The 21,061-nt window shown below is 36.2% G+C and carries 23 protein-coding genes; 15 read left to right on the top strand and 8 right to left on the bottom strand.

Going from position 1 to position 21,061, the window contains the following annotated elements; genetic code table 11:
• Positions 1-107: 107 nt before the first annotated feature.
• The 6 genes from C8C84_RS15500 to C8C84_RS15475 form a co-directional block, all read right to left on the bottom strand.
• The gene (locus tag C8C84_RS15500; protein WP_121314510.1) at positions 108-722 is read right to left on the bottom strand and encodes a response regulator transcription factor; all 615 of its coding nucleotides are present in this window, start codon (positions 720-722) and stop codon (positions 108-110) included.
• Positions 719-2,497 carry a sensor histidine kinase gene (locus C8C84_RS15495; RefSeq protein ID WP_158592584.1) on the bottom strand — a complete coding sequence of 593 codons (1,779 nt, stop codon included), beginning with the start codon at positions 2,495-2,497 and terminating at the stop codon, positions 719-721. The genes C8C84_RS15500 and C8C84_RS15495 overlap by 4 nt, the downstream gene beginning before the upstream one ends.
• 10 nt (positions 2,498-2,507) lie before the next feature.
• Complete coding sequence (locus C8C84_RS15490; RefSeq protein WP_121314508.1) at positions 2,508-2,960, bottom strand: hypothetical protein; 453 nt, start codon at positions 2,958-2,960, stop codon at positions 2,508-2,510.
• A 107-nt stretch (positions 2,961-3,067) separates the two neighbouring features.
• A complete protein-coding gene (locus tag C8C84_RS15485) occupies positions 3,068-4,237 on the bottom strand; it encodes a DUF1501 domain-containing protein (protein WP_121314507.1) in 1,170 nt (389 codons plus the stop codon).
• A gap of 2 nt (positions 4,238-4,239) precedes the next feature.
• Positions 4,240-5,631 carry a DUF1800 domain-containing protein gene (locus C8C84_RS15480; RefSeq protein WP_121314506.1) on the bottom strand — a complete coding sequence of 464 codons (1,392 nt, stop codon included), beginning with the start codon at positions 5,629-5,631 and terminating at the stop codon, positions 4,240-4,242.
• Between the two features lie 4 nt (positions 5,632-5,635).
• Positions 5,636-6,451, bottom strand: coding sequence for a hypothetical protein (locus C8C84_RS15475; RefSeq protein WP_121314505.1), 816 nt, complete (start codon positions 6,449-6,451; stop codon positions 5,636-5,638).
• Positions 6,452-6,593: 142 nt separating this feature from the next.
• Between C8C84_RS15475 and C8C84_RS15470 the strand changes: the two genes are divergently transcribed.
• On the top strand, positions 6,594-8,081 hold the full coding sequence (locus C8C84_RS15470) for an aminotransferase class V-fold PLP-dependent enzyme (protein ID WP_121314504.1): 1,488 nt from the start codon (positions 6,594-6,596) through the stop codon (positions 8,079-8,081).
• A gap of 21 nt (positions 8,082-8,102) precedes the next feature.
• On the opposite strand, the gene C8C84_RS15465 is transcribed toward C8C84_RS15470, so the two are convergent.
• Complete coding sequence (locus C8C84_RS15465; protein ID WP_121314503.1) at positions 8,103-8,975, bottom strand: lysophospholipid acyltransferase family protein; 873 nt, start codon at positions 8,973-8,975, stop codon at positions 8,103-8,105.
• 102 nt (positions 8,976-9,077) lie between these two features.
• Here C8C84_RS15465 and C8C84_RS15460 point away from each other — a divergent pair, with 102 nt between their 5' ends.
• Positions 9,078-9,707, top strand: a complete 630-nt coding sequence (locus C8C84_RS15460) for a rhomboid family intramembrane serine protease (RefSeq protein ID WP_121314502.1) — start codon at positions 9,078-9,080, stop codon at positions 9,705-9,707.
• Positions 9,708-9,761: 54 nt separating this feature from the next.
• Complete coding sequence (locus tag C8C84_RS15455) at positions 9,762-10,499, top strand: SIMPL domain-containing protein (protein WP_233549850.1); 738 nt, start codon at positions 9,762-9,764, stop codon at positions 10,497-10,499.
• Between the two features lie 73 nt (positions 10,500-10,572).
• On the opposite strand, the gene C8C84_RS15450 is transcribed toward C8C84_RS15455, so the two are convergent.
• Positions 10,573-11,115: a hypothetical protein gene (locus C8C84_RS15450; protein ID WP_121314501.1), complete on the bottom strand. Its 543-nt coding sequence runs from the start codon at positions 11,113-11,115 to the stop codon at positions 10,573-10,575.
• 310 nt (positions 11,116-11,425) lie between these two features.
• On the opposite strand from C8C84_RS15450, the gene C8C84_RS15445 reads away from it, so the two are divergent.
• From C8C84_RS15445 to C8C84_RS15385, 12 genes are all read left to right on the top strand, one after another.
• The gene (locus tag C8C84_RS15445; RefSeq protein ID WP_121314500.1) at positions 11,426-11,698 is read left to right on the top strand and encodes a hypothetical protein; all 273 of its coding nucleotides are present in this window, start codon (positions 11,426-11,428) and stop codon (positions 11,696-11,698) included.
• Positions 11,699-11,872: 174 nt separating this feature from the next.
• Positions 11,873-12,172, top strand: coding sequence for a TIGR03643 family protein (locus tag C8C84_RS15440; RefSeq protein ID WP_121314499.1), 300 nt, complete (start codon positions 11,873-11,875; stop codon positions 12,170-12,172).
• The gene (locus C8C84_RS15435; RefSeq protein ID WP_121314498.1) at positions 12,169-12,819 is read left to right on the top strand and encodes a flavin reductase family protein; all 651 of its coding nucleotides are present in this window, start codon (positions 12,169-12,171) and stop codon (positions 12,817-12,819) included. Before C8C84_RS15440 ends, C8C84_RS15435 begins: the two co-directional genes overlap by 4 nt.
• Positions 12,812-14,308, top strand: a complete 1,497-nt coding sequence (locus tag C8C84_RS15430) for a cryptochrome/deoxyribodipyrimidine photo-lyase family protein (RefSeq protein WP_121314497.1) — start codon at positions 12,812-12,814, stop codon at positions 14,306-14,308. Before C8C84_RS15435 ends, C8C84_RS15430 begins: the two co-directional genes overlap by 8 nt.
• Positions 14,308-15,042, top strand: a complete 735-nt coding sequence (locus tag C8C84_RS15425; RefSeq protein WP_121314496.1) for a YqjF family protein — start codon at positions 14,308-14,310, stop codon at positions 15,040-15,042. Before C8C84_RS15430 ends, C8C84_RS15425 begins: the two co-directional genes overlap by 1 nt.
• Positions 15,029-15,166: a DUF2256 domain-containing protein gene (locus C8C84_RS15420; protein ID WP_121314495.1), complete on the top strand. Its 138-nt coding sequence runs from the start codon at positions 15,029-15,031 to the stop codon at positions 15,164-15,166. The genes C8C84_RS15425 and C8C84_RS15420 overlap by 14 nt, the downstream gene beginning before the upstream one ends.
• A gap of 2 nt (positions 15,167-15,168) precedes the next feature.
• Positions 15,169-16,707 (top strand): cryptochrome/photolyase family protein, encoded by a 1,539-nt coding sequence (locus tag C8C84_RS15415; protein WP_199717186.1) that lies wholly within the window; start codon positions 15,169-15,171, stop codon positions 16,705-16,707.
• A complete protein-coding gene (locus C8C84_RS15410) occupies positions 16,704-17,996 on the top strand; it encodes a DASH family cryptochrome (protein WP_121314493.1) in 1,293 nt (430 codons plus the stop codon). Before C8C84_RS15415 ends, C8C84_RS15410 begins: the two co-directional genes overlap by 4 nt.
• 762 nt (positions 17,997-18,758) lie before the next feature.
• Complete coding sequence (locus C8C84_RS15400) at positions 18,759-19,520, top strand: hypothetical protein (protein ID WP_121314491.1); 762 nt, start codon at positions 18,759-18,761, stop codon at positions 19,518-19,520.
• Positions 19,520-19,915, top strand: coding sequence for a DUF5675 family protein (locus C8C84_RS15395; RefSeq protein ID WP_121314490.1), 396 nt, complete (start codon positions 19,520-19,522; stop codon positions 19,913-19,915). The genes C8C84_RS15400 and C8C84_RS15395 overlap by 1 nt, the downstream gene beginning before the upstream one ends.
• A 12-nt stretch (positions 19,916-19,927) precedes the next feature.
• On the top strand, positions 19,928-20,818 hold the full coding sequence (locus C8C84_RS15390) for a hypothetical protein (protein WP_121314489.1): 891 nt from the start codon (positions 19,928-19,930) through the stop codon (positions 20,816-20,818).
• Positions 20,819-20,829: 11 nt separating this feature from the next.
• The gene (locus C8C84_RS15385) at positions 20,830-21,048 is read left to right on the top strand and encodes a hypothetical protein (RefSeq protein WP_121314488.1); all 219 of its coding nucleotides are present in this window, start codon (positions 20,830-20,832) and stop codon (positions 21,046-21,048) included.
• Positions 21,049-21,061 lie beyond the last annotated feature (13 nt).

Genomic DNA, 21,061 nt, shown 5'->3' with positions numbered 1-21,061 from the left:
AAGAATCAAATATTTCTTTTTTTTGATTGTTTAAAATTCGGGAAAGAAATCCAAAAAAAAAATCCCCATCAATGGGGATTTTTTATCGTGATTCTTATGTAAATTTACTACAAATAGTCGTATTTGCGCTCTAAAGCGAATTTTGTTAAATCGGTTTTTCCTATAACTTTAATTTTTTTTGACATGTTTTTACGGTGTGAATCGACAGTTGATTTCTCAATAAAGAGGGTTTCAGCTATTTCTTGTGATGATTTTCCTTCTGCAATTAATTGTAGGATTTCTTTTTCGCGTGAGCTAAAGAACAATTCATTTTTGGGTGTTTCGTATTCATTATCTGTTTCATTGACAAAATAAGAATGTCCTTGGTTGACCGCACGAATCGCATCTAAAACCGTTTGTAAGGAAGAGTTTTTCATAATATAACCCGAAGCGCCGGCTTCTTTCATTTGTGAAATGGCATCGTCGTGGTCAAACATGCTGAAGGCGATGATTTTGGTATGTGGCAATTCGGATTTGATGGTTTTGGTAGCGATGATGCCGTCGCATTTGGGCATGCGAATATCAGTAATAATCACATTGGGTTTGAGTAGGCGCGCAATGTCTATAAGAGCTAAGCCATCATTAGCATAGCCAATGATTTTGATGTCATTTTCATTTTTCAGAAATGATTTCATTCCGTCAATCAGGGCTTGATGGTCTTCGGCAATAATTAGCGTTATCATATTGGGATGTCTATAATGATGGTAGTTCCTTTTCCTTCAAAACTGTCTATGCTGAAAGTACCGTTGAGTTGTTCGGTTTTCTTTTGGATGTTGTTCAATCCCATGCCTTCTTTTTTGTCAATAGCTTTTGGATTAAATCCTTTGCCGTTGTCTTCAATGAGAATGTTGATGCTGTCTTCATCTTGGGTTAAACTTATGGTTATTTCTGTGGCTTCAGCGTGCTTAATAGTATTGGTCAAGATTTCTTGAATCATTCTGAAAAGCGTGACTTCGAGCGCATTTTCTAATCTTTTGGTCATGCCAAATGGGATTACTTGTACTTTAAGTTTATTCGGAATCGCTACTTTTTTTGCAATATTTTGTACTGCCGGAACCAAGCCTTCGCTACCGATTACACCGGCATTTTTGGCATGCGCCATACCACGAACTTTTTGGTAAGCTTCTTCAATCAAATCATCTGTTTTGGCAAACATTTCTTGTTCTTCTTCATTGATACCTTCTTTTTGTTGGTACAAATTTTGAAAATTGAGTCGCAAAGTGGCTAAAATACTGCCCAAGTTATCGTGTAAATCATTGGCAATTTTAAGCCGTTCTTTTTCCTGACCTTCTAACATTTTGTCTATTTCATGCAACTCTTGGTCTTTGAGTACATTTTCTAGTTTTTGGCTTTCAATTTGTTTTTCTTGCTCGGCAATTCTTTTCTTTTTATTTATGTTTAGGATTCTGAAATAGGCCCCAATCACAAAAAGCAAAAACACACCAACAAACGCGTAGAGTATCAGTTTGTTTTGTTGGTCTTTGATTTTTAGGTTTTTGTTTTCGAGTTCTTTCTTTTGGGTTTCGTATTTGGTATTAATGTCACGGATGATTTTATTTTCTTCCTGATCGCTAAGTTCTTTCTCAAGCACTTTTTTCTTATCGAGATATTCAAAAGCCTTTTCATAATTCTTCATCTCTTTGTAAGTATCCGATATGAATTGGAGCACATGCAGATCAAAATTAGCTCTGTAATTGTCAAATTTTAAATCTTGAACCATTTCATAGTACTCTAAAGCAGTGTCATACTTTTTTTCTTTGCGACAGATGGCTGCAAAATTAACATAGGCATAAGCTATACCTTCCTGATAATTGTGTTTTTTACTTATTTCTAAAGATAAATTATGATAATAATGTGCTTTTTTTAAATCATTAAGTACTTCAAAATAGGTAACTCCAATGTTGCCATTAATCTTAATCTCATGAACAAATAGCTTGTTTTTATTGGCAATTGCAATCGCTTTTTGAAAAAAACGAATCGCTTTTTGAGGTTCCAACTTATAAATGCTTTTTCCAATCTGTTTATAGGTTTTGCATAATAAATTTGGATTCTTACTTTTTTCGGCATAGATAATAGCTTCATCTAACAAAGGTTTGTAATCGGCATATTGATAATCACTCAAACTTTTTTGTTCGGCTAATGTTACTAACAGCTCGGCTACTTTATCAAAATCTTTAGCTTGAAGATATAATTCTTTGGACTTAACAAAATGCTCTACGGCACCGACACCGGAGCTATTTAGGTATTGGGTTTTACCCGATAAATGTTCAAAAAGCGCTTGGTCTTTTAAGGATAGCTCGCCTGGCTTAAACTTTTTTAATTCAGCCAAACGAGTTTTATAATCTAGATTGTCAAATTCAGATTCAAATTGTTTTAAAGCTGCGTTTTGAGCAACAGTTATGATCGTGCTAAAAAAAAATAGCACTATAAAAATGAATTTAATTGGATTTGACTTCATAGAAGAAGATTTAATCATTTAGACTACCTGGTCCACCAACTCCCGGAGGTGATCCACCGGCTAAGTGCACATAAATGCCTAATTTATAGTTTTCGATGTATTTGTTGTCATCCTCATTGGTTGTCGGGTCAAAACCAATCCCGTCGTGAATGTAAACTACAATTTCGTCAGCGGAGGTAATGTCACAAATGTCTTTGTCACCAGCTACAACATAGGAATTGTCAAGGTCGCCAAAGGGCACGTCTTCCTGAATAAGCAGTTCATTAGGCGGATAGGAAGAAAAATCGGTAGCGTCTTTATCTTTAGTTTGAAGGATGCCCACTATCGCATATCGATTTTTATTACATATATTGTAATATTGGCTGATATAAAATGCATCCGGACTGATATCAGTAGTTTGAATGGTAATAGAGAAGGTTCCATCACCCGGGTTAAAAGTGCCTGTTGATTCGTAAACTTTCATGTTGCCTTAATGTTTTGATTAGTAATACCAAAGATGAGGAATTAATTTGTAAAAAAAAACCCCACAATAGGGATTTCTTACAGCTTTGTATGGAATAAATAGTACAATTAGAAAAACAACCCTTTTATCGGTGGAGCAGTAATCCCGATTTTGGCATAATCAAAATTCATTTTGCTCTGAAGTAAACCGGCATAAACGCTTCTAAAGTCGGTTTCATGTTTTAAATCACCATTATCTAAATCGCTTAGATTGGGATTGTTACCGATGACTTTTCCGGTGTTGTTTCCGCCAATGATAAACATCGGAGCGGCGGTTCCATGGTCGGTTCCGTTACCGTTGTCTTTGACTCTTCTCCCAAATTCTGAGAAAACCACTAGGGTTACATTTTGCAATAATTTGGCTTTTTTCAAATCGGTATAAAAGCTAAAAACTGCATCGTTCAATTCTGTTAAATTGCGTTGGTGGATGTTCAACTGATTGTCATGAGTATCATAACCATTTTGAGAAGTGTAATAGACTTTGGAGTTCAAATTTCCTTTGATTAATCTGGCAATCCATTCTAAATTTTTGCCCAAATTGGTTTTAGGATAACTCATTTCTGTAGTTGATTTCGCAATCGCTTTCTGAATTTCATCCGAACCTTCGGAAACTGAATTGGCAATTTTTCGAACAAAATCTAACTGCGGATTATCGGAAAGTTTTACAGTATCGTTATTGTCAGTTCTGATTTTAAAACGATTTGGATCTTTGACAGTAATGAAATTGGGTTCGTTACCTTTTAGCGCCAAATTATCTATCGAATCCAAATTCACGCCGGCTGTAGGTTGGTGGTCTTTACATTGCAAATCGAGGTAACGTCCGAGCCAACCTTCATCTAAATATTGTTTCGAATCCGAAGCGGTTTGCCAAATTTCCTGACTGCGAAAATGCGAGCGATTCGGTTCAGGATAACCTACGTTTTGAATGATGCTCAAGTCACCGTTTTGCTGCATGTTCGCAAAATCTTTCAACGCCGGATGAAACGCCATGCCTTTGTTTTTGCTGATGATAGTGTCTTTAGGAAGCGCGATTTTGGGACGCAAATCATAATACAAAGGATTCTCAAACGGAATAAATGTGTTCAAACCGTCATTGCCGCCGTTTAATTGAATGAAGACCAAACATTGTTCTCCAATCACCAAGTTCGTCTGACTTCCGAAAGCATGAAGGAAATCGGGCAGCAATAAAGCACCGCCGGTAAATGTGCCTGTCAACGATAAAAAGTTTCTTCTGTTCATGGCTAAATCAATTGGTATTCGGGTGTTTTTATCATCGCATTGAACAATCGCAATACGGCAGAATCGGCATTCTCAGCTTTGGGATTAAAATCGTATTTTAAAATCGCTTCAAAATCTTTCTGCAAATTGTCATCAGTATGAAATAACAATCTGTCTGAAAGCTCGGCTATGATGGTTTTGTTGTTGCCGGTTTTGTTCCAGTTCAGTTTTACTTTCACCAATTGGTTCATACTTTCATTAATCATCTCATCATCGTTGAATTGTTTTCTTCGGCTCAAACTTTTGCCGTTGCAAAGTAAATCGGCGGCATTGTTGCGTTGCAAATAGATTTGGGATGTTAGCCATTCTTTGCCACCATTCCAACCTTTTACATTAGGTTGATTGAACAAATCCATGCCTTGTTGTTTAAGGTAAAATGCAATAAGTTTCGGGTTCAATTGCTCGACTTTTAACTCGTGCATCAATTGTATAATGTAAACCAATGGGTCTTTGATTTTGCTTCCGGCATTGTCTTTGGCGAATTCTTCCGTGAAGATTTTCGTTAGCAACGGTTTGATTTCAAAATCTACTTTTCGGAAATAATCACCATAATATTCTACCAATGCTTCCGATGGGTTGTCATAGATAAACCACTTTAGTATTTTTCGCGTCAATAAGTAAGGAACCGCTTTTTGTTCGAAAATAATATCAACCATTTCATCTGCTTTGAATTTGCCGGTTTTACCAAAATAAGTAATCGTATCGTTGTTCTCAAGAATTTTGCGATAAATGGCTTGGTCTTCACCTATGTTTAATCCGGCCAAACCTTTAGCACCATTTTTAATATCATCTTCGGTGTAATTCCCAATGCCGAGCGTAAATAATTCTAATAATTCTCGGCTGAGGTTTTCGTTAATTTTATCTCTTCGATTGTCGACATTGTCCAAATAACGAACCATGGCATTGGTTTGGATGATTTGCTTGGTCAGGGTTTTGAAGTTGCTGAAAGCATTTTCACGAAGCAATTGGTTGTGCTGAAAAACCCAATGATTGACTTTTACCTTTTGAAAAGTGGAAACAAAATGGTTGTGCCAAAAACATGTCATTTTTTCGCGCAGCGGAAATTCTTCGGTTATCATTTTTTCTAACCACCAAGCTTTCATTTCTTGAGAAACTTGGAGTTCTATTTTGAGTAATTCTTTGGCTTCTTCGGGAGAAGTACTTTTTAGTGCTTGTCGTTTGGCTCTTAATTCTTGAATTGATTTTGGACTATTGTTTAAAAAAGAAGGCACGTTTTTGTCCAATTTTGAGGCATAAGATTGCTCGAGAAACTTTGGGAGCCCCATATTTTGAATGAGATTACTTTGCTTTCCCGAGAAACCTAAACGTAAAGACCAAAGAGAGTTCTTGTTCATAATTTTATCTTCTTCCTCTTACCGGAGTTCTTCTTACTTTCACGGCTTTTACATTGCCTCTTTTGTTTTTGTGAATCACTGTAGTTCCACGGCGATTGTGCACCACTAAAGTAGAGGAATGTCTTCTGGAACTATAAGTTTTGCGAGCAACAACTACTCTGCGCGTAGTTACTGGACGATAATAAACGCGGTGTGGCGCACAATGGGCATAAAATACGGGGTGTGAAATTGGTCGCCAAGGTTTCCACCAACGAGGATAGTTTCTCCAACGGTAAGGGGAAACCCAAACCACATAATTTGGAGCGTATAAAAAGCGCACACTTGGCCAAAGCCAAACATTGACGGAAACTATTTGAATGTCTATTTCAAGGACATCAGGTCCACCTTTAGAACTTTTAATCGCTTCTTTTTCATCAATTGGCTCAACGATGGTATTTTCGGGATATAAATCTTTGTCCCCTTCAATCTGAAGTGCTGCTTGGCTTACACCGGTTTTTTCAATGCCAATGGTGGCAATATCTTGTTTTTCTTTTTCATTGAGATAAGTACTCAGAAGGATAACATGAGAATCTCCTTCTTTGATGTCTTCCACAACAATGTAATCAATATCGTTATCGTTATTGAGATCAAGATTATTGACATGGTTGTTTTCCTCGTTGAGGAGTTTTTCAAATTCTTCTAAGGAGTTGGCTTTTTTAAATAGGGCCAAAGCACCTTCCAAACTAAAATCATCACCGGTATTTACAGGACGATTGTCTTCTTGACTAAAACCTGTGGTTATTCCTAGTACAACCATCAGCAGGGATAAACTTTTTTTCATATTCAAAGAGATTTCTAGTTAAGACTTATCTCCAACAGTTAAGGTTTAAAACCTATTAGACTTTTGTGAATTTATCAATAAATAGTATTTTTTTTGACCTAAAATTAAAAATAATGTATCTTTGAACACAAATAGTTGCATTATGATTACCACAGAAACCCAAACGGCTTTAGAGCAGTATTTCCAACAATTTCGCCAAAATATTATTGGAATCGACCAAGAGTTTGAGTCTCCTTTCGGAAAGAAGAAAATCATTTATACAGATTGGACCGCCAGCGGAAGATTATACCGTCCGATAGAGGAAAAATTGATGAATGAGTTCGGACCTTTTGTGGCCAATACACATACAGAAACTACTATTTCCGGAACTGCCATGACCATGGCTTACCACGAAGCCCGTCATATTATTAAAAAGCACGTGAATGCCAATGATAATGACGTTTTAATCAACGACGGAACAGGAATGACAGGCGTAGTGAATAAGTTTCAAAGAATCTTGGGCTTAAAAATACCTGAAAATTTAAAAGCATTTACTGATATTCCTGCTGCAATAAGACCAATTGTATTCATATCGCACATGGAACATCATTCAAATCAAACATCTTGGTTGGAAACGATTGCTGATGTAGTCGTAATTCCGGCGAATGATGAAGGTCTGTTGTGCATGAATGAATTCAAAGCATTATTAGAAAAATACAAAGACAGAAGTTTCAAAATTGCTTCGATTACGTCTTGTTCCAATGTTACCGGAATAAGAACGCCTTATCATGAAGTGGCGAAGTTAATGCATCAAAACAATGGGGTTTGTTTTGTAGATTTTGCTTGTTCAGGACCTTATGTTGAAATCGATATGCATCCGGATGACGAAAGCTATTTAGACGCTATTTTCTTTTCACCACACAAATTTCTGGGTGGTCCCGGAACTTCAGGCGTGTTGATTTTTAATAAAAATTTATACAAAAATAATGTGCCAGATTGTCCTGGTGGCGGAACGGTTTCTTGGACAAATCCTTGGGGCGAACACAAATACATAGATAATATTGAAGACCGTGAAGATGGTGGAACACCCGGGTTTTTGCAAGTGATTAAAACCGCTTTAGCGATTCAGTTGAAAGAACAAATGGGCGTGAAAAACATCTTAGGACGTGAGCATGAAATTGTGGAATATGTATTTGCCGAATTGAATTCGATAGCAAACATTCATATTTTAGCCAATCAACACCAAGACCGATTGGGAGTGATTTCGTTTTATGTTGACGATTTGCATTTTAATTTGGGCGTAAAATTATTAAACGACCGATTCGGAATCCAAACTCGTGGCGGTTGTAGTTGTGCCGGAACTTATGGACATTTCTTATTGCATGTTGACCAAGAAACTTCTCATGATTTGGTGTGCCAAATTACCTCAGGCGACTTAATAAAAAAACCGGGATGGATTAGAATGTCGATTCACCCGACAACAACTTCAGAAGAAATACAGTTTGTTTGTGAAAGCATAAAATCGTTGGCACAAAACCATACAGTTTGGGCTAAAGATTACGAATACAACTCAAAAACCAACGAGTTCAATCACAAAAACGCCAAACATTCAGAATTAGCAATGGTAAAATCTTGGTTCACCACTAAATAACTGAAATCTGTTTTCTGCGGTCTATTTCTTCTTGTGTTTCCAACGCTTATGTGTCCACAAATAATATTCGGGTGCTTCGTAGATTTGTTTTTCTACACGTCTTAAAAACTCATCCGATATTTCATAGTTAGGTACTTCTTTTGGGTTTTTAAACATCAATTCAAACGTAGCTTGATAATAACCGCGTTTTATTTTCTGGGTGCGTAAAAAAATCACATTCATGTCATAGCGTTTGGCTAACATTTCGGCACCGGTATGTATCGGAGTTTCAATGCCCATAAATGTTCCCCAATGGTGTGTTTTACTTAATTGTGGCGATTGGTCGCTGGCAAAACCATAGATGCCTAGGTGTTTTGTTTTATAATTTTTTTCAACGGTTGGAATAGTCTCTCTAGTGGTAATTAATGTTGCTTTGAATTTAGAGCGGATGTCCTTTACCAATTTGTCAAAGTGTTTGTTGGCTACCTTTTTATAAATGGCATAACCTTCGAAAGAGATGTGTTTGTTCATAGAAACCACCCATTCGTAACTGGCATAATGAGCACACATTAAGGCTATGCTTTTTTGTTCTTTTTCTAATTCTTGATACAATTCTAAATTGGTAAAAGTGAATCGCTTGTCCATTTCTTTCTCTGAAATGGTCATTGTTTTTATCATTTCCAAGAACATGTCGCACAGGTGACGATAGGATTCTTTTTCGACCGCTAATTGTTCTTTTTTAGACAAATGTGGTAGAGCTAAAGTTATATTTTGTCTAACAATTTTTCTTCTATATCGGATAACATAATAGACCAAAACGTAAACAGCATCGGAGACAATATATAATAATCTGAAAGGTAATATAGAGATCAACCAAAGTAAAGGATAAAGAAGAATAAAGACAATAAATTGCATGCTGGTAAATTTTATGCAAATATAAAGTTAAAAGTGATTTTAAACGGATAACATTAACAAAACCTAAAGAAGTATTATTATTTTTACAGAAATATTTCAAACATGCTCAACATATTTTTATTAGGGATTATTTTGGCTAATGTTCTTATAAGTATAAAAGGGTTTAATAATCAGTTATTTTTCAGAAAATTCGAATTTCATGTGGGCAGTATTCGAGCCGGAGAGCAAATAAGAATGCTAACTTCCGGTTTTCTTCATGTTGACGAAATGCATTTGGCTTTCAATATGCTTACCTTGTATTTCTTTGCTCCGATTGTTTATGGAGAACTCGGTAATTTTACTTTTCTTTTAATTTATGCAGGAAGTTTGATTTTCGGCAGTTTGTTAACCATGGTTTTTCATGGAAATGAATATAATTATAGAGCAGTTGGCGCTTCGGGAGCAGTGACAGGGATTATTTATTCGGCCATATTGTTACAACCAAATATGTACATCTATGGATTTATTCCGGGCTATATTTTTGGTTTTATCTATTTGCTGGGATCTATTTACGGAATGAAAGCAAAGCGAGACAATATAGGTCATACGGCGCATTTTGGTGGTGCTATTGGTGGTTATGCCATTACTCTAATAGAAGCTCCAAGATTATTTCAAGAAAGTACTTATGAAGTGGTATTATTAGCCATTCCCATTGTCATTTTATTTATCCTGGCTAAAATGGGAAAATTATAATTATAATTGGCACAACTTTTGAAATCGGACAAATACAATTAAAACAAAAATATTATGAAATCGAAGATTCACGAATACCAGAAAAACAATTTTAATCTTATGAGTAAAAAAGCAATCTTAATTTTAGCCTTAGTAGTCGCAGGTATTTCTAATGCGCAAGAACAAAAAGCCCAAGTGCCACAAATTTCCGTAACCGGAGAAGGGAAAATAAAAATTATCCCAGATCAAGCGGTGGTAACAGTAGGTTTTCAAAATTCTGGTAAAGATGCCAAAGAAGTGAAAACGCTGAATGATGAGGTAGTAGATAAAGTGATCAAATTTTTAAAGAAAAGCGGTATTCCTGCTACAGATTATAAAACGAACAACGTTAGCTTAGGGAAAAGTTACGATTACGAAAAGAAAAAATACAATTTTCAAGCCAATCAATCGCTAAGCATTACCCTCAAAGATTTATCAAAATATGATGAAGTGATGATGGGATTGAATGATGCAGGAGTGAATTCGATAGATGGAGTTGAATTCAAGTCTTCTAAAATGGAAGACCATGAAAGAGAAGCCAGAAAGAAAGCAATGCTGAATGCCAAACAAAAAGCTGCTGATTATGTTTCGGTTTTAGGACAAAAAGTTGGCAAAGCGTTATTGATTACGGATAATTCAAGTGTTTATGTACCACAACCAATGTACAAAGGCGGTATGATGGCAATGGCTACAGATGCTATGCCAAGAGAAACCTTAGCTATTGGTGAATTGGAAATCAATACTAATGTTACTGTAACTTTTGCATTAGAGTAAGCCCAATTGGTTTTAAAATAAAAAATCCCATCTTTTAATAGAGATGGGATTTTTTTATGAATTGCTTTTTTTATTATTTAGGTAAAGGTGCGCCAACAGCAATACCACATTGATGTCCTTCTTGTCCGTGAGGAGGATTCATTCCCGGAGCTGTTGTGGTAGTAGCCGTTCCATTCGGACTCAAAATTGCCGGTGTTGTAGTTGGTTGAGAAGTTTGTGTTTGCGTTGTAAATTTACTAGGATCTATTTTTTGGGTAATTGCACTTCCAGCTTTTGGTTGATTGGCGTTCCCCGGAGGAGAATTTAAAGGTGCTCCAACTGCAATGTCACAACGATGCCCAGGTTGTCCGTGTTGCGGATTCATCCCTTTTTTTGTAGTCACAATTTGGCTTGGTGTAATGGTTTGATTAGCTGTCATTGGTTGGTTTTGAACAGGAACTGCATTTTGGGTTGTTTGTTGCTGTGTAGTAGTTTGCATTGGAATGGATTGCACTCTCGGCATTATTATTTCTTTCGGAGTTTCATCTGCTGTTGCAGTAGCTTCATCCTCTTTTTTACAAGAGACAAGCACTAGGGAAACTACTAGAAGTGAACTAAAAACTAGATTTGATTTCATATAGCATATATTTTAGAAAACCAAAGATACTTTTTTTGAATATATCTTCAACAAAATTTATCTTAAGAATTGTTTTTAGCACAGATGAAATTGAATTACCAATTTCACATACAATGTGATTCGATGAATTTGATGGTTTGTGCTTCATCAATACACTTTTTTTGTTGACTATTAAGAAGTTAAAAACCAAAAAATCTAATTGTGTTCTTATTATTAGGATGTTGTTTTTTTTCCTCGTTTTTAGTTTAATTGACAATCATTGTTTATTTATTTTCCTAAATATATAATACCCTTTTAATTTCCACACACATTGAATAAACCCAAGAAACTAGAATTCCATACCGAAATGTTAGAAATCGCTTATGGTCCTGAAAAATCTAAAGAATTGCACCTGCATTTTAAACCCGGTGAAGTGGCTTACTATCCCGAAGGAAAAACAGACAACACTCATTATTCTTTGTTAGGCGCAACTGAAGTCTCCAAATTAGTGGCAACCCAAATCAGATTATTGGAAAGTCCTTTGTGTGAGAATTTAAAAAAAGTAATCAAAATTGATGATATTACTACAGGTTCGAAAAAGTAAACCTCTTTAGGACAAATTCCACTATTATTTCTTAATCCTTGTTTCTTCAGATGCAAGGATTGTATGATTTGGAGTGTTATCAATTTCATAATCTTCTTATCAATTCATCTTTTATTAATTTTAAAATCAATACTTTTGTTTAACTTTATTTATTAAACGTTAAACAATAATGGTATGGTGTTTGCAAAACAAGAAAAAAGTGGTTTATCTGAAATTGACACAGATCGAATTATCGAAATGGCCTGGGAAGATCGAACTCCTTTTGATGCCATAAAATTCCAATTTAATTTGTCGGAAGCTGATGTAAAAGCTTTGATGAAAAAAGAGTTAAAGTTCAGCAGTTACAAATTGTGGCGCGAACGCGTTGAAAACTGCAAAACCAAACATTTAGCCAAACGTGTTGACGGAATAGATCGTTTTAAATGCAACTTACAACGAGCCATATCGAACAATAAAATTTCAAAACGAAGATGAAAAATACTTGTTTGGACGCAACAGATATAAAACTTTTAGACAAGCAAGTTCGGGTTCATCTTATCAATAGTTTGGGTGGATTTAAAAGTGTTGCACTGGTTGGAACCAAATCTGAATCAGGCAATTTAAATTTAGCCATTTTCAGTTCTGTTTTTCACCTCGGCGCTAATCCGCCGCTTGTGGCTTTGATTTTCAGACCAAGTCCGCCGGAGCGAGATTCTTTAAGAAATATTATCGGTACAGGCTTTTACACTTTAAATCATATCAATGAAGCTATTTATCAAAAAGCGCATCAAACCTCTGCACGATATGATTCTATGGTGTCCGAATTTGAAGCCGTTGGTTTAACGCACGAATTTAAAAAAGACTTTCAAGCGCCATTTGTAAAAGAAAGCGCTATACAATTGGGTATGGCACTGAGAGAAAAAGTCGATATCACCATAAATAATACGACTATGATTGTTGGTGAGATTGTACAAATTTCTGTTCCTGAAGATTGTTTGTTTGAAGATGGGTTTATCGATATTGAAAAAGCCAACACCATTACCTGTTCCGGTTTAGATAGTTATCACAAAACAATTCGATTAGACCGTTTGAGTTACGCCAAACCTGATAAAGAAATAACTTCAATCTTTGCCATTGAATAGAAAAGTAATCAATATTGTATGGTTCAAAAGGGATTTGAGACTTACCGATCACGAACCCTTATGGATGGCGCAACAACAAGAAGTGCCTATTTTATTATTGTATTGTTTTGAACCTTCTGTAATGAATTATCACGATTCAGATATCAGACACTGGCGGTTTATTTATGAATCATTACAAGATTTGCAAAACCATCTAAATAAGGTTTCCGCTCAACTCTATATTTTTCATCAAGAAGCCGAATTTGTTTTCGAAGCTTTGTCAGCTATTTATCAAATCAATACGGTCTTTTCTCATCAGGAAACCGGCAACCAACTAACTTTTGATAGAGATATAGCCGTTCAAAAATTATTCAGCCAAAAAGGAATTACTTGGCAGGAATTTCAAACCAATGGCGTAGTTCGCAAGTTAAAGAATCGCGATAAATGGGATGAAAAGTGGAACCAAACCATGAGAGGCATTCCCAAAACTTTCGACTTAAAAGAAGGTGTTTTTTTAGATTTAGAAAAGACCATTTATGATTCCTTAAAAGGGAAAAACTTGTCCACAGAAATCACCACCAGAAATAAGAATTTCCAGCAAGGTGGAGAATATTGGGCATGGCGATATTTAGACAGTTTTATCAAAGAGCGTTATGTAAATTACAGCAAGCACATTTCAAAACCGAATTTGAGCCGGAAAGGCTGTAGCCGATTGTCACCTTATTTGGCTTACGGCAATATCAGTATGCGAATGGTTTATCAATATACGATGCAGCATTATGATCAATCCGAAAACAAAAGAGCTTTATCCAATTTTATTTCAAGATTGCATTGGCACTGTCATTTTATTCAAAAATTTGAAACCGAATGCCGTATGGAATTCCAAAACATCAATCGCGCTTTTGATGTATTGGTCAAGCCAAAAAATGAAACTTATATCAAAGCCTGGCAAGAAGGAAAAACCGGAGTGCCGATTGTAGATGCTTGTATGCGATGTTTGGTCGAAACCGGTTATATCAACTTTAGAATGAGAGCGATGGTCGTGTCTTTTTTTGTGTTTAATCTTTGGCAAGATTGGCGGGAGTTACATTTTTTAGCCAGACAGTTTTTAGATTACGAACCGGGAATTCACTATCCGCAATTGCAGATGCAAGCCGGAGTGACCGGAATCAATACGGTTCGAATTTACAATCCAATTAAAAACTCGGAAGAGCATGATACTGAAGGGATTTTTATAAAAAAGTGGTTGCCCAAATTGACCAATATTCCACTGCATTTAATTCACGAACCTTGGAAATTAAGTTTGATAGACCAACAATTTTATGGCTGTGAAATAGGAAAGGATTATCCGTTTCCCATAGTCGATATCGAAGCTACACGAAAGTATGCCAGTGATATTATTTGGAGTTTCAGAAAAGAAGCTGAGGTCAAACATGAAGGAAAAAAAATCCTGAAAAAGCATGTAAATAATCCAAATAGAATATTCAAAAACAAAAACAAAAATCAATAATGTCAGTATTTTTAAAAGCAAATTGGGAAAATATAATCATGGTTAATTACGAAATTGATCCTGAAATTCTACTCCCTTATTTACCAAAAGGTGTTTCACTCGACTTGTTTGAAGGTAAAGCCTATGTTAGCTTGGTGGGTTTTATGTTTAAAGAAACCAAGATATTCAATATTCCTATTCCGTGGATTGGCACGTTTGAAGAAATCAATTTGCGTTTTTATGTTAAGAGAGAAGAAGGACTTATTGTCAAAAGAGGTGTTGTTTTTGTTAATGAAACCATACCGTATCGTCTAGTGGCCTCGATAGCCAACTTGTTGTACAAAGAGCATTACACCGTAGTGCCAACCAAACATTTGTTCAGCAAATACGGTCAAAACCAACAACTAAAATTTGAATGGCTTTTGAATAAAAAGTGGAATAGCATTTTTGTTGAAACCAACCAACTGGCTGAAGAGATGCAACCTAATTCGTTTGAACAATTCATTTACCGACATTATTACGGTTATACAAAAGTAAAGGAAAACATCACGGAAGAATACCGTTTGCGACACCGGACTTGGAAAGTGTATCCAGTTAATAGGTATGTTATTGATTGTGATTTTTCTGCCATGTATGGTGACGCTTTTGCAGTATTAAACCAAACCAAACCGATGGCTGTTTTTGTTGCCGACGGTTCTTCTGTAAAAGTTGAATGGAAAAGAAACCGATTGAATTTTGCTAATGAAAGGAATTAAAAGACAGCACTTGCCCAATAAAGTTTGCCTTGTTTGCAACCGTCCTTTTTCTTGGAGAAAGAAATGGGAAAAAGTTTGGAACGAAGTAAAATATTGTAGTGATAAATGCAGAATGAACAGATAATTATGGCAAATAAGATCTTAAGATTAATCCTTGGCGATCAATTGAACAGCAATCATTCTTGGTTTGAAACGATTGATGAAACGGTTACTTACGTCATGATGGAAGTTCGAACTGAAACCGATTATGCGAGCCATCATATCCAAAAAATAGTTGGTTTTTTTACTTCGATGCGAGCTTTTGCCCATGAGTTACAATCCAATAAACATGAGGTTATTTATTTGAAACTGGATGATGAAAACAATTTGCAATCCTTTGAAACTAATATAGAGCGTATTCTAAAGAATAATAATTATACACAATTTGAATACCAACTACCGGATGAATGTCGGATTGATTTGGTGCTGAAAAATTTTGCTGCCGGACTTTCTATTCCGGTCAAAGTTTGTGATACCGAACATTTTTTTGCTACAAGAAATGAATTAGGCGATTTTTTTGAAGGCAAAAAGACTTTTTTAATGGAGAGTTTTTACCGAGCGATGCGAAAGAAACACCAAATATTGATGGAAGGTAATAACCCAACAACAGGGCAATGGAACTATGATGTCGACAACCGAAAGAAGTTACCAAAAAATCACAAGCCCACAAGACCTTTAGTTTTCAACACCAATGTTTCCGATATAGTCGAAATGATTGCACAAACCGATATCAAAACCATTGGAAGCATTGATTCTACTAATTTTATTTGGCCAATCAACAGAGCACAATCATTAGAATTACTGGAGTTTTTTGTGACAGAGTGTTTGCCTTTATTTGGTTCTTATCAAGATGCGATGTCGCCTAACGAATGGTCTTTGTACCATTCAAGATTGTCATTTTCATTGAATACCAAAATGATTTCGCCATTGGAAGTAATCGAACGAGCCATCGCGGAATGGCAACAAAAGCCTGAAGTCATTGAATACAATCAATTGGAAGGATTTGTTCGTCAAATCATTGGTTGGCGCGAATACATGCGAGGGATTTATTGGCTAAAAATGCCTGAGTATGCTGAAATGAATTTTTTCAATCACCAAGATAAATTACCGGATTGGTTTTGGACCGGAAAAACCAAAATGAATTGCCTGAAAGATGCCATCAATCAGTCTCTAAATTATGCTTATGCACACCATATTCAGCGACTCATGATTACCGGAAATTTTGCGCTTTTGGCAGGTATTCATCCGGATGAAGTTGATGCCTGGTATCTTGGAATTTACATTGACGCTTTAGAATGGGTCGAAATCACCAATACTCGCGGCATGAGTCAGTTTGCCGATGGCGGCATTGTAGGTACCAAACCTTATGTGAGTTCGGCGGCATACATCGATAAAATGAGCCATTACTGTGGCAGTTGTTTTTACAATAAAGCTAAAAAAGTAGGTGAGAAGGCTTGTCCTTTCAATAGTTTGTATTGGGATTTTTATGATAAACATGAAGATAAATTGGCCAAAAATCCAAGAATCGGAATGATGTACAATGTGTGGCGCAAGATGAAGCCGGAAGATAAAGTAGCGTTATTAGAACAAGCCGATTATTATTTAAAAAACATTAATGAACTATGAAAACAGCAATAGTTTGGTTTAAAACCGATTTGCGAATTACTGATAATGAAACTTTGGTGAAAGCCATTTCTCAAAATGATACAATCATTCCGGTTTATTGTTTTGAGGATTCTCATTTTGAGACCACTTCTTTTGGGTTCCAAAAAACAGGAAGTTTCAGAGCGCAATTTTTGATAGAATCTTTACTTGATTTGGATAACAGTTTAAGAGAATTAGGTTCCGGATTATTAATTTTAAAAGGAAAACCTGAAGTTGAAATTCCTAAAATGGTCAAACAATACAAAGCCCATAGAGTGTATGTCAAACGTGAAGTAGCTTTTGAAGAAAAGCAAACGGAGTCATTGGTTCAGACCGAACTTTGGAAATTGCAATGTGAATTGTTGACCTTTAGCACGAGTACTTTATACCATGCGGAAGATTTGCCTTTTTCTATAAAAGACATTCCGGATGTGTTTACTAATTTCAGGAAAAAGACCGAGAAAGATGCTGTCATCAGAAAATCTTTTGACAAGCCAAAGAAAGTAAATTCACCTGAAATTTCACGACCAATTTTACCAACAATAGCTGCATTGGGTATAGATGAGGTTACAATAGACCACAGAGCTGTTATCCAATTTAAAGGTGGAGAATCGGAAGCCTTAAAAAGACTGAACCATTATTTTTTTGAAACCAAATCCATTTCAAAATATAAAGAAACCCGTAACGGAATGATTGGTGCTGATTATTCTTCTAAATTTTCGGCTTGGTTGGCTTTAGGCTGTATTGCTCCCAGATTTATTTACTCGGAACTAAAAAAATATGAATCTCAATTCGGAGCCAACGAATCGACTTATTGGTTGGTCTTTGAATTGTTGTGGCGTGATTATTTCAGATTCATGATGAAGAAACAGCAAAATAAAATATTCTTAAAGTCAGGTATTCAAAATAAAGACTTATCGATCAACAAATTCGATAAAGCATTGCTTCAAAAATGGATTAATGGGCAAACCGGAGTTGATTTTGTTGACGCCAATATGATTGAGCTTCGGTTAACCGGATTTATGAGCAATCGCGGTCGTCAAAATGTGGCGAGTTATTTTTGCAATGATTTAAAGCTCGATTGGCGATATGGCGCGAGTTATTTTGAGCAACAGCTTATCGATTATGATGTTTGCAGTAATTGGGGGAATTGGGCTTATTTAGCCGGAGTAGGCAATGATCCGAGAGGCAACCGCTATTTTAATATTGAAAAGCAAGCTGCTGATTATGATAAAAATAAAGCTTATAGGGATTTGTGGTTAAATCACTAGTAGAGATTTTAGTTTTTAGATAAAAAATAAAAAAACCGAAACGTGAGTTTCGGTTTTTTGTGGGGAGAGCAGGATTCGAACCTCACTCTTAAACCTATGTTTTATAAGGCATTTTACATTCTAAAAATTCAAGGGCATCGATTTTGCTTCTGTAATGCAAATCTCCTCAAATCTTATGAGGTAAATTTAATCAATTCTTAGGGTTTGACAAAATAATTTGTTCAAATTCGTACTAAATATTGAACTAGTTTTAAGTGGTTTTAATTGTTCAACAGTCTATAAAGCTGTTCAATTTTTATCCTACTATACAACGTATAACTTCCTCTAAAGGTAAGCCACTATAATCACAAAATTCCTGAACTGATATATACTGGTGCTCCAGTTTATTTAGATGCTTTTTGATCTTCTTTAAATATAGTCGGGCTTGAGTATATGTCTTGCCCATGATACGTTGTACATCTTTCGGATACATGCATACTCTTACGTTGCTTGTTGCCACTGTTGTACAATTTAATACTTTATCTATGCCTTTGCTATACCTATGAGGTAGCTCAACACAATAGCAAATTTATACATTTTTTGGATAATGTGATGGACTAAAATAATCGATTATGGTTGTTTATAGTTGACTACTTATCTGTGCCTTTTGAATTGTGATTTTAATGTTTGAAACTTTGATTAAATCATTCGGGATTTAGTTGCAACGATTAACGAAATGAAAGTGAATTGTGAAAATGAGTATTAATCAAAAGTTTAGAAATTATGGCAAGACAGAAAGGCATAATTAAACTAAAAGGTACTATCGGAGGTATTACCTTTTACAAAACCTCGCAAGACGGGCATCTTGCCCGCGAGAAAGGAGGTATCGAAAAAAGTAGGATTGAAAGTGATCCTGCGTTTCAAAGAACTCGCGAAAACGGTTCTGAATTTGGACGGGCTGGGAAGGCCGGAAAATTACTTAGAACTGCATTGAGAGCTTTGCTATTGAATTCTGCTGATGGCAGAATGGTAAGTCGACTTACGAAAGAAATGGTTAAAGTTATCCAAGCTGACTTAGTTAGTGAAAGAGGTCTGCGAAATGTAATTGACGGTGAAGCCGAATTACTTATTGGGTTTGAATTCAATATCAGAGGTAAGCTTGGCACAAGTCTTTATGCTCCTTATACTGGTGCAATAGACCGTGTTAGTGGTGAAATTACAGTGGATATTCCACCGTTTGTTCCGATTAACATGATTGCGGCTCCGTCAGGGACTACGCATTATAAGATTATTTCTGCCGGTGCAGAGATTGACTTTGAGGCGGAAACCTTTATTGAGCAACACTCTGAGACAGCTATTTTACCTTGGGATGCTGTGGCGACCGTTGCGGTTGCGCAAACTAATCAAGTTACAGCTGCGAGTACTAAGCCGCTATTCCTTGCTTTGGGAATTGAATTTTATCAAGAGGTTAACGGTCAAATGTACCCACTTAAAAACGGTGCATTTAACCCATTATCGATTGTTAAGGTTGACAGCGGTGTGTAATGGTTCTCCTAATTACCAGAACTTATTTCCCTGAAGGAACTAATGGAAATCTTGAATTTGAGGGCAAATTGATTTGTAAAACAATTGAATTGTCTTGGAAGGAAAATCAGAAAATGATTTCCTGCATTCCGGAAGGGAAATATTTATTACAAAAGCGGTACAGCAAAAAGTTCAAATGGCATATTGAAATAGTGAATGTTTCAAATCGAAGTTCGATTTTGATTCATCCTGCCAATAATGCCATCAAAGAACTGAATGGCTGCATTGCACCGGTTACAAAGATTTCGGGAGCCGGTTTAGGTCTACTATCCCGAAAAGCTTTTACCAAGCTTAGAACTATTGTTTATAAAGCTTTGGATGAAAAGCAACGAGTTTTAATCATTATCAAATCTTAAATTTTTATTATTATGAAAACAAATTTTTTAAATAAACTGAAACAAGGATTGTTTCTTTTAATTGCCGTTCTAGGAACATTTATCAGCTATGCTCAACCCACTCAGACCACCACAATTGGTGGTAGTAAAACACCCGATACTGGCGGATTTTTTGATATCGGAGGTAAACAGAATCCCGAACCAACCCTTTTAACTAATTTGACTGGCGAAACACAATGTACGTTTGCTTTTTTAAATGAAACTGGTGGACGAAATGGGACTGGTACTTCAAGCGATACTGGACAAGTAGATAATCCAGATGATTTTGACGATTTGGATACTGGCGGCAGAGGCGCGAACACAAACACAGGCGAATTTGCTCTTTCAGATATAGGTGGAAGAGGTACTTCAACCGATACGGGACAAATTAATGCGAGTGATGATTGGGACTTTTTCGATATTGGTGGAAGAAGTACTGGCGGTGAATTTTCTGCACTTGATACCGGAGGTAAAAATTCGACAGGTGGTCTTGAAAACACTTATACCATTTGCCCAGAGACAGGTGGTGGAAATGGTGGAAAAAGCACCACAGGAGAATATGCTTATTCTGAAATTGGTGGTAGGGATTCCGGTGGAGGCTTAAATCCTTTAGATGACATTGGTGGAAAAGGTGGAACTGATACAGGTCAGTTTACTATTTATGACATTGGAGGACGCAATACAAATTCAACTGGAGAACTTGCAAATCTTGATACTGGCGGAAGAGGAAATGAACTTGGCGGCGGATGTGTTTTTGATACAGGCGGACGAGGTGGTAAAGGTACGTCTACTGGAGGTGATTTTACTATTTCAGAAGATAGTCAAACTTCTGATTGGTCTAAAAGCACCGGTTGTGTTCTCAGACCACTTTTTTCAACTGAATAAAATCCTCGATCATGAAACTTGTTAATAGAGCGCAAGCTCCCACTCCGAAATTTTTTAAAGTGCTTCGAAATGTTGGTTTGGTTTTGGCAGCTGTAGGTGGAACCATATTGGCAGCTCCAATTGCTTTGCCAGTTTTAGTTACTTCAGTTGGTGGCTATTTAGTTGTTGCCGGTGGCGTTGCCTCGGCAGTAAGCCAACTAACAACTATAGGAGATAATGCAAACAAATAGCCATACTTTAATG

This window comes from Flavobacterium sp. 102, assembly GCF_003634615.1.
Taxonomy (GTDB): Bacteria; Bacteroidota; Bacteroidia; order Flavobacteriales; family Flavobacteriaceae; genus Flavobacterium.
The sequence above is the reverse complement of the archived record's forward strand: the minus strand, read 5'-3'. Positions and strand labels throughout refer to the sequence as shown.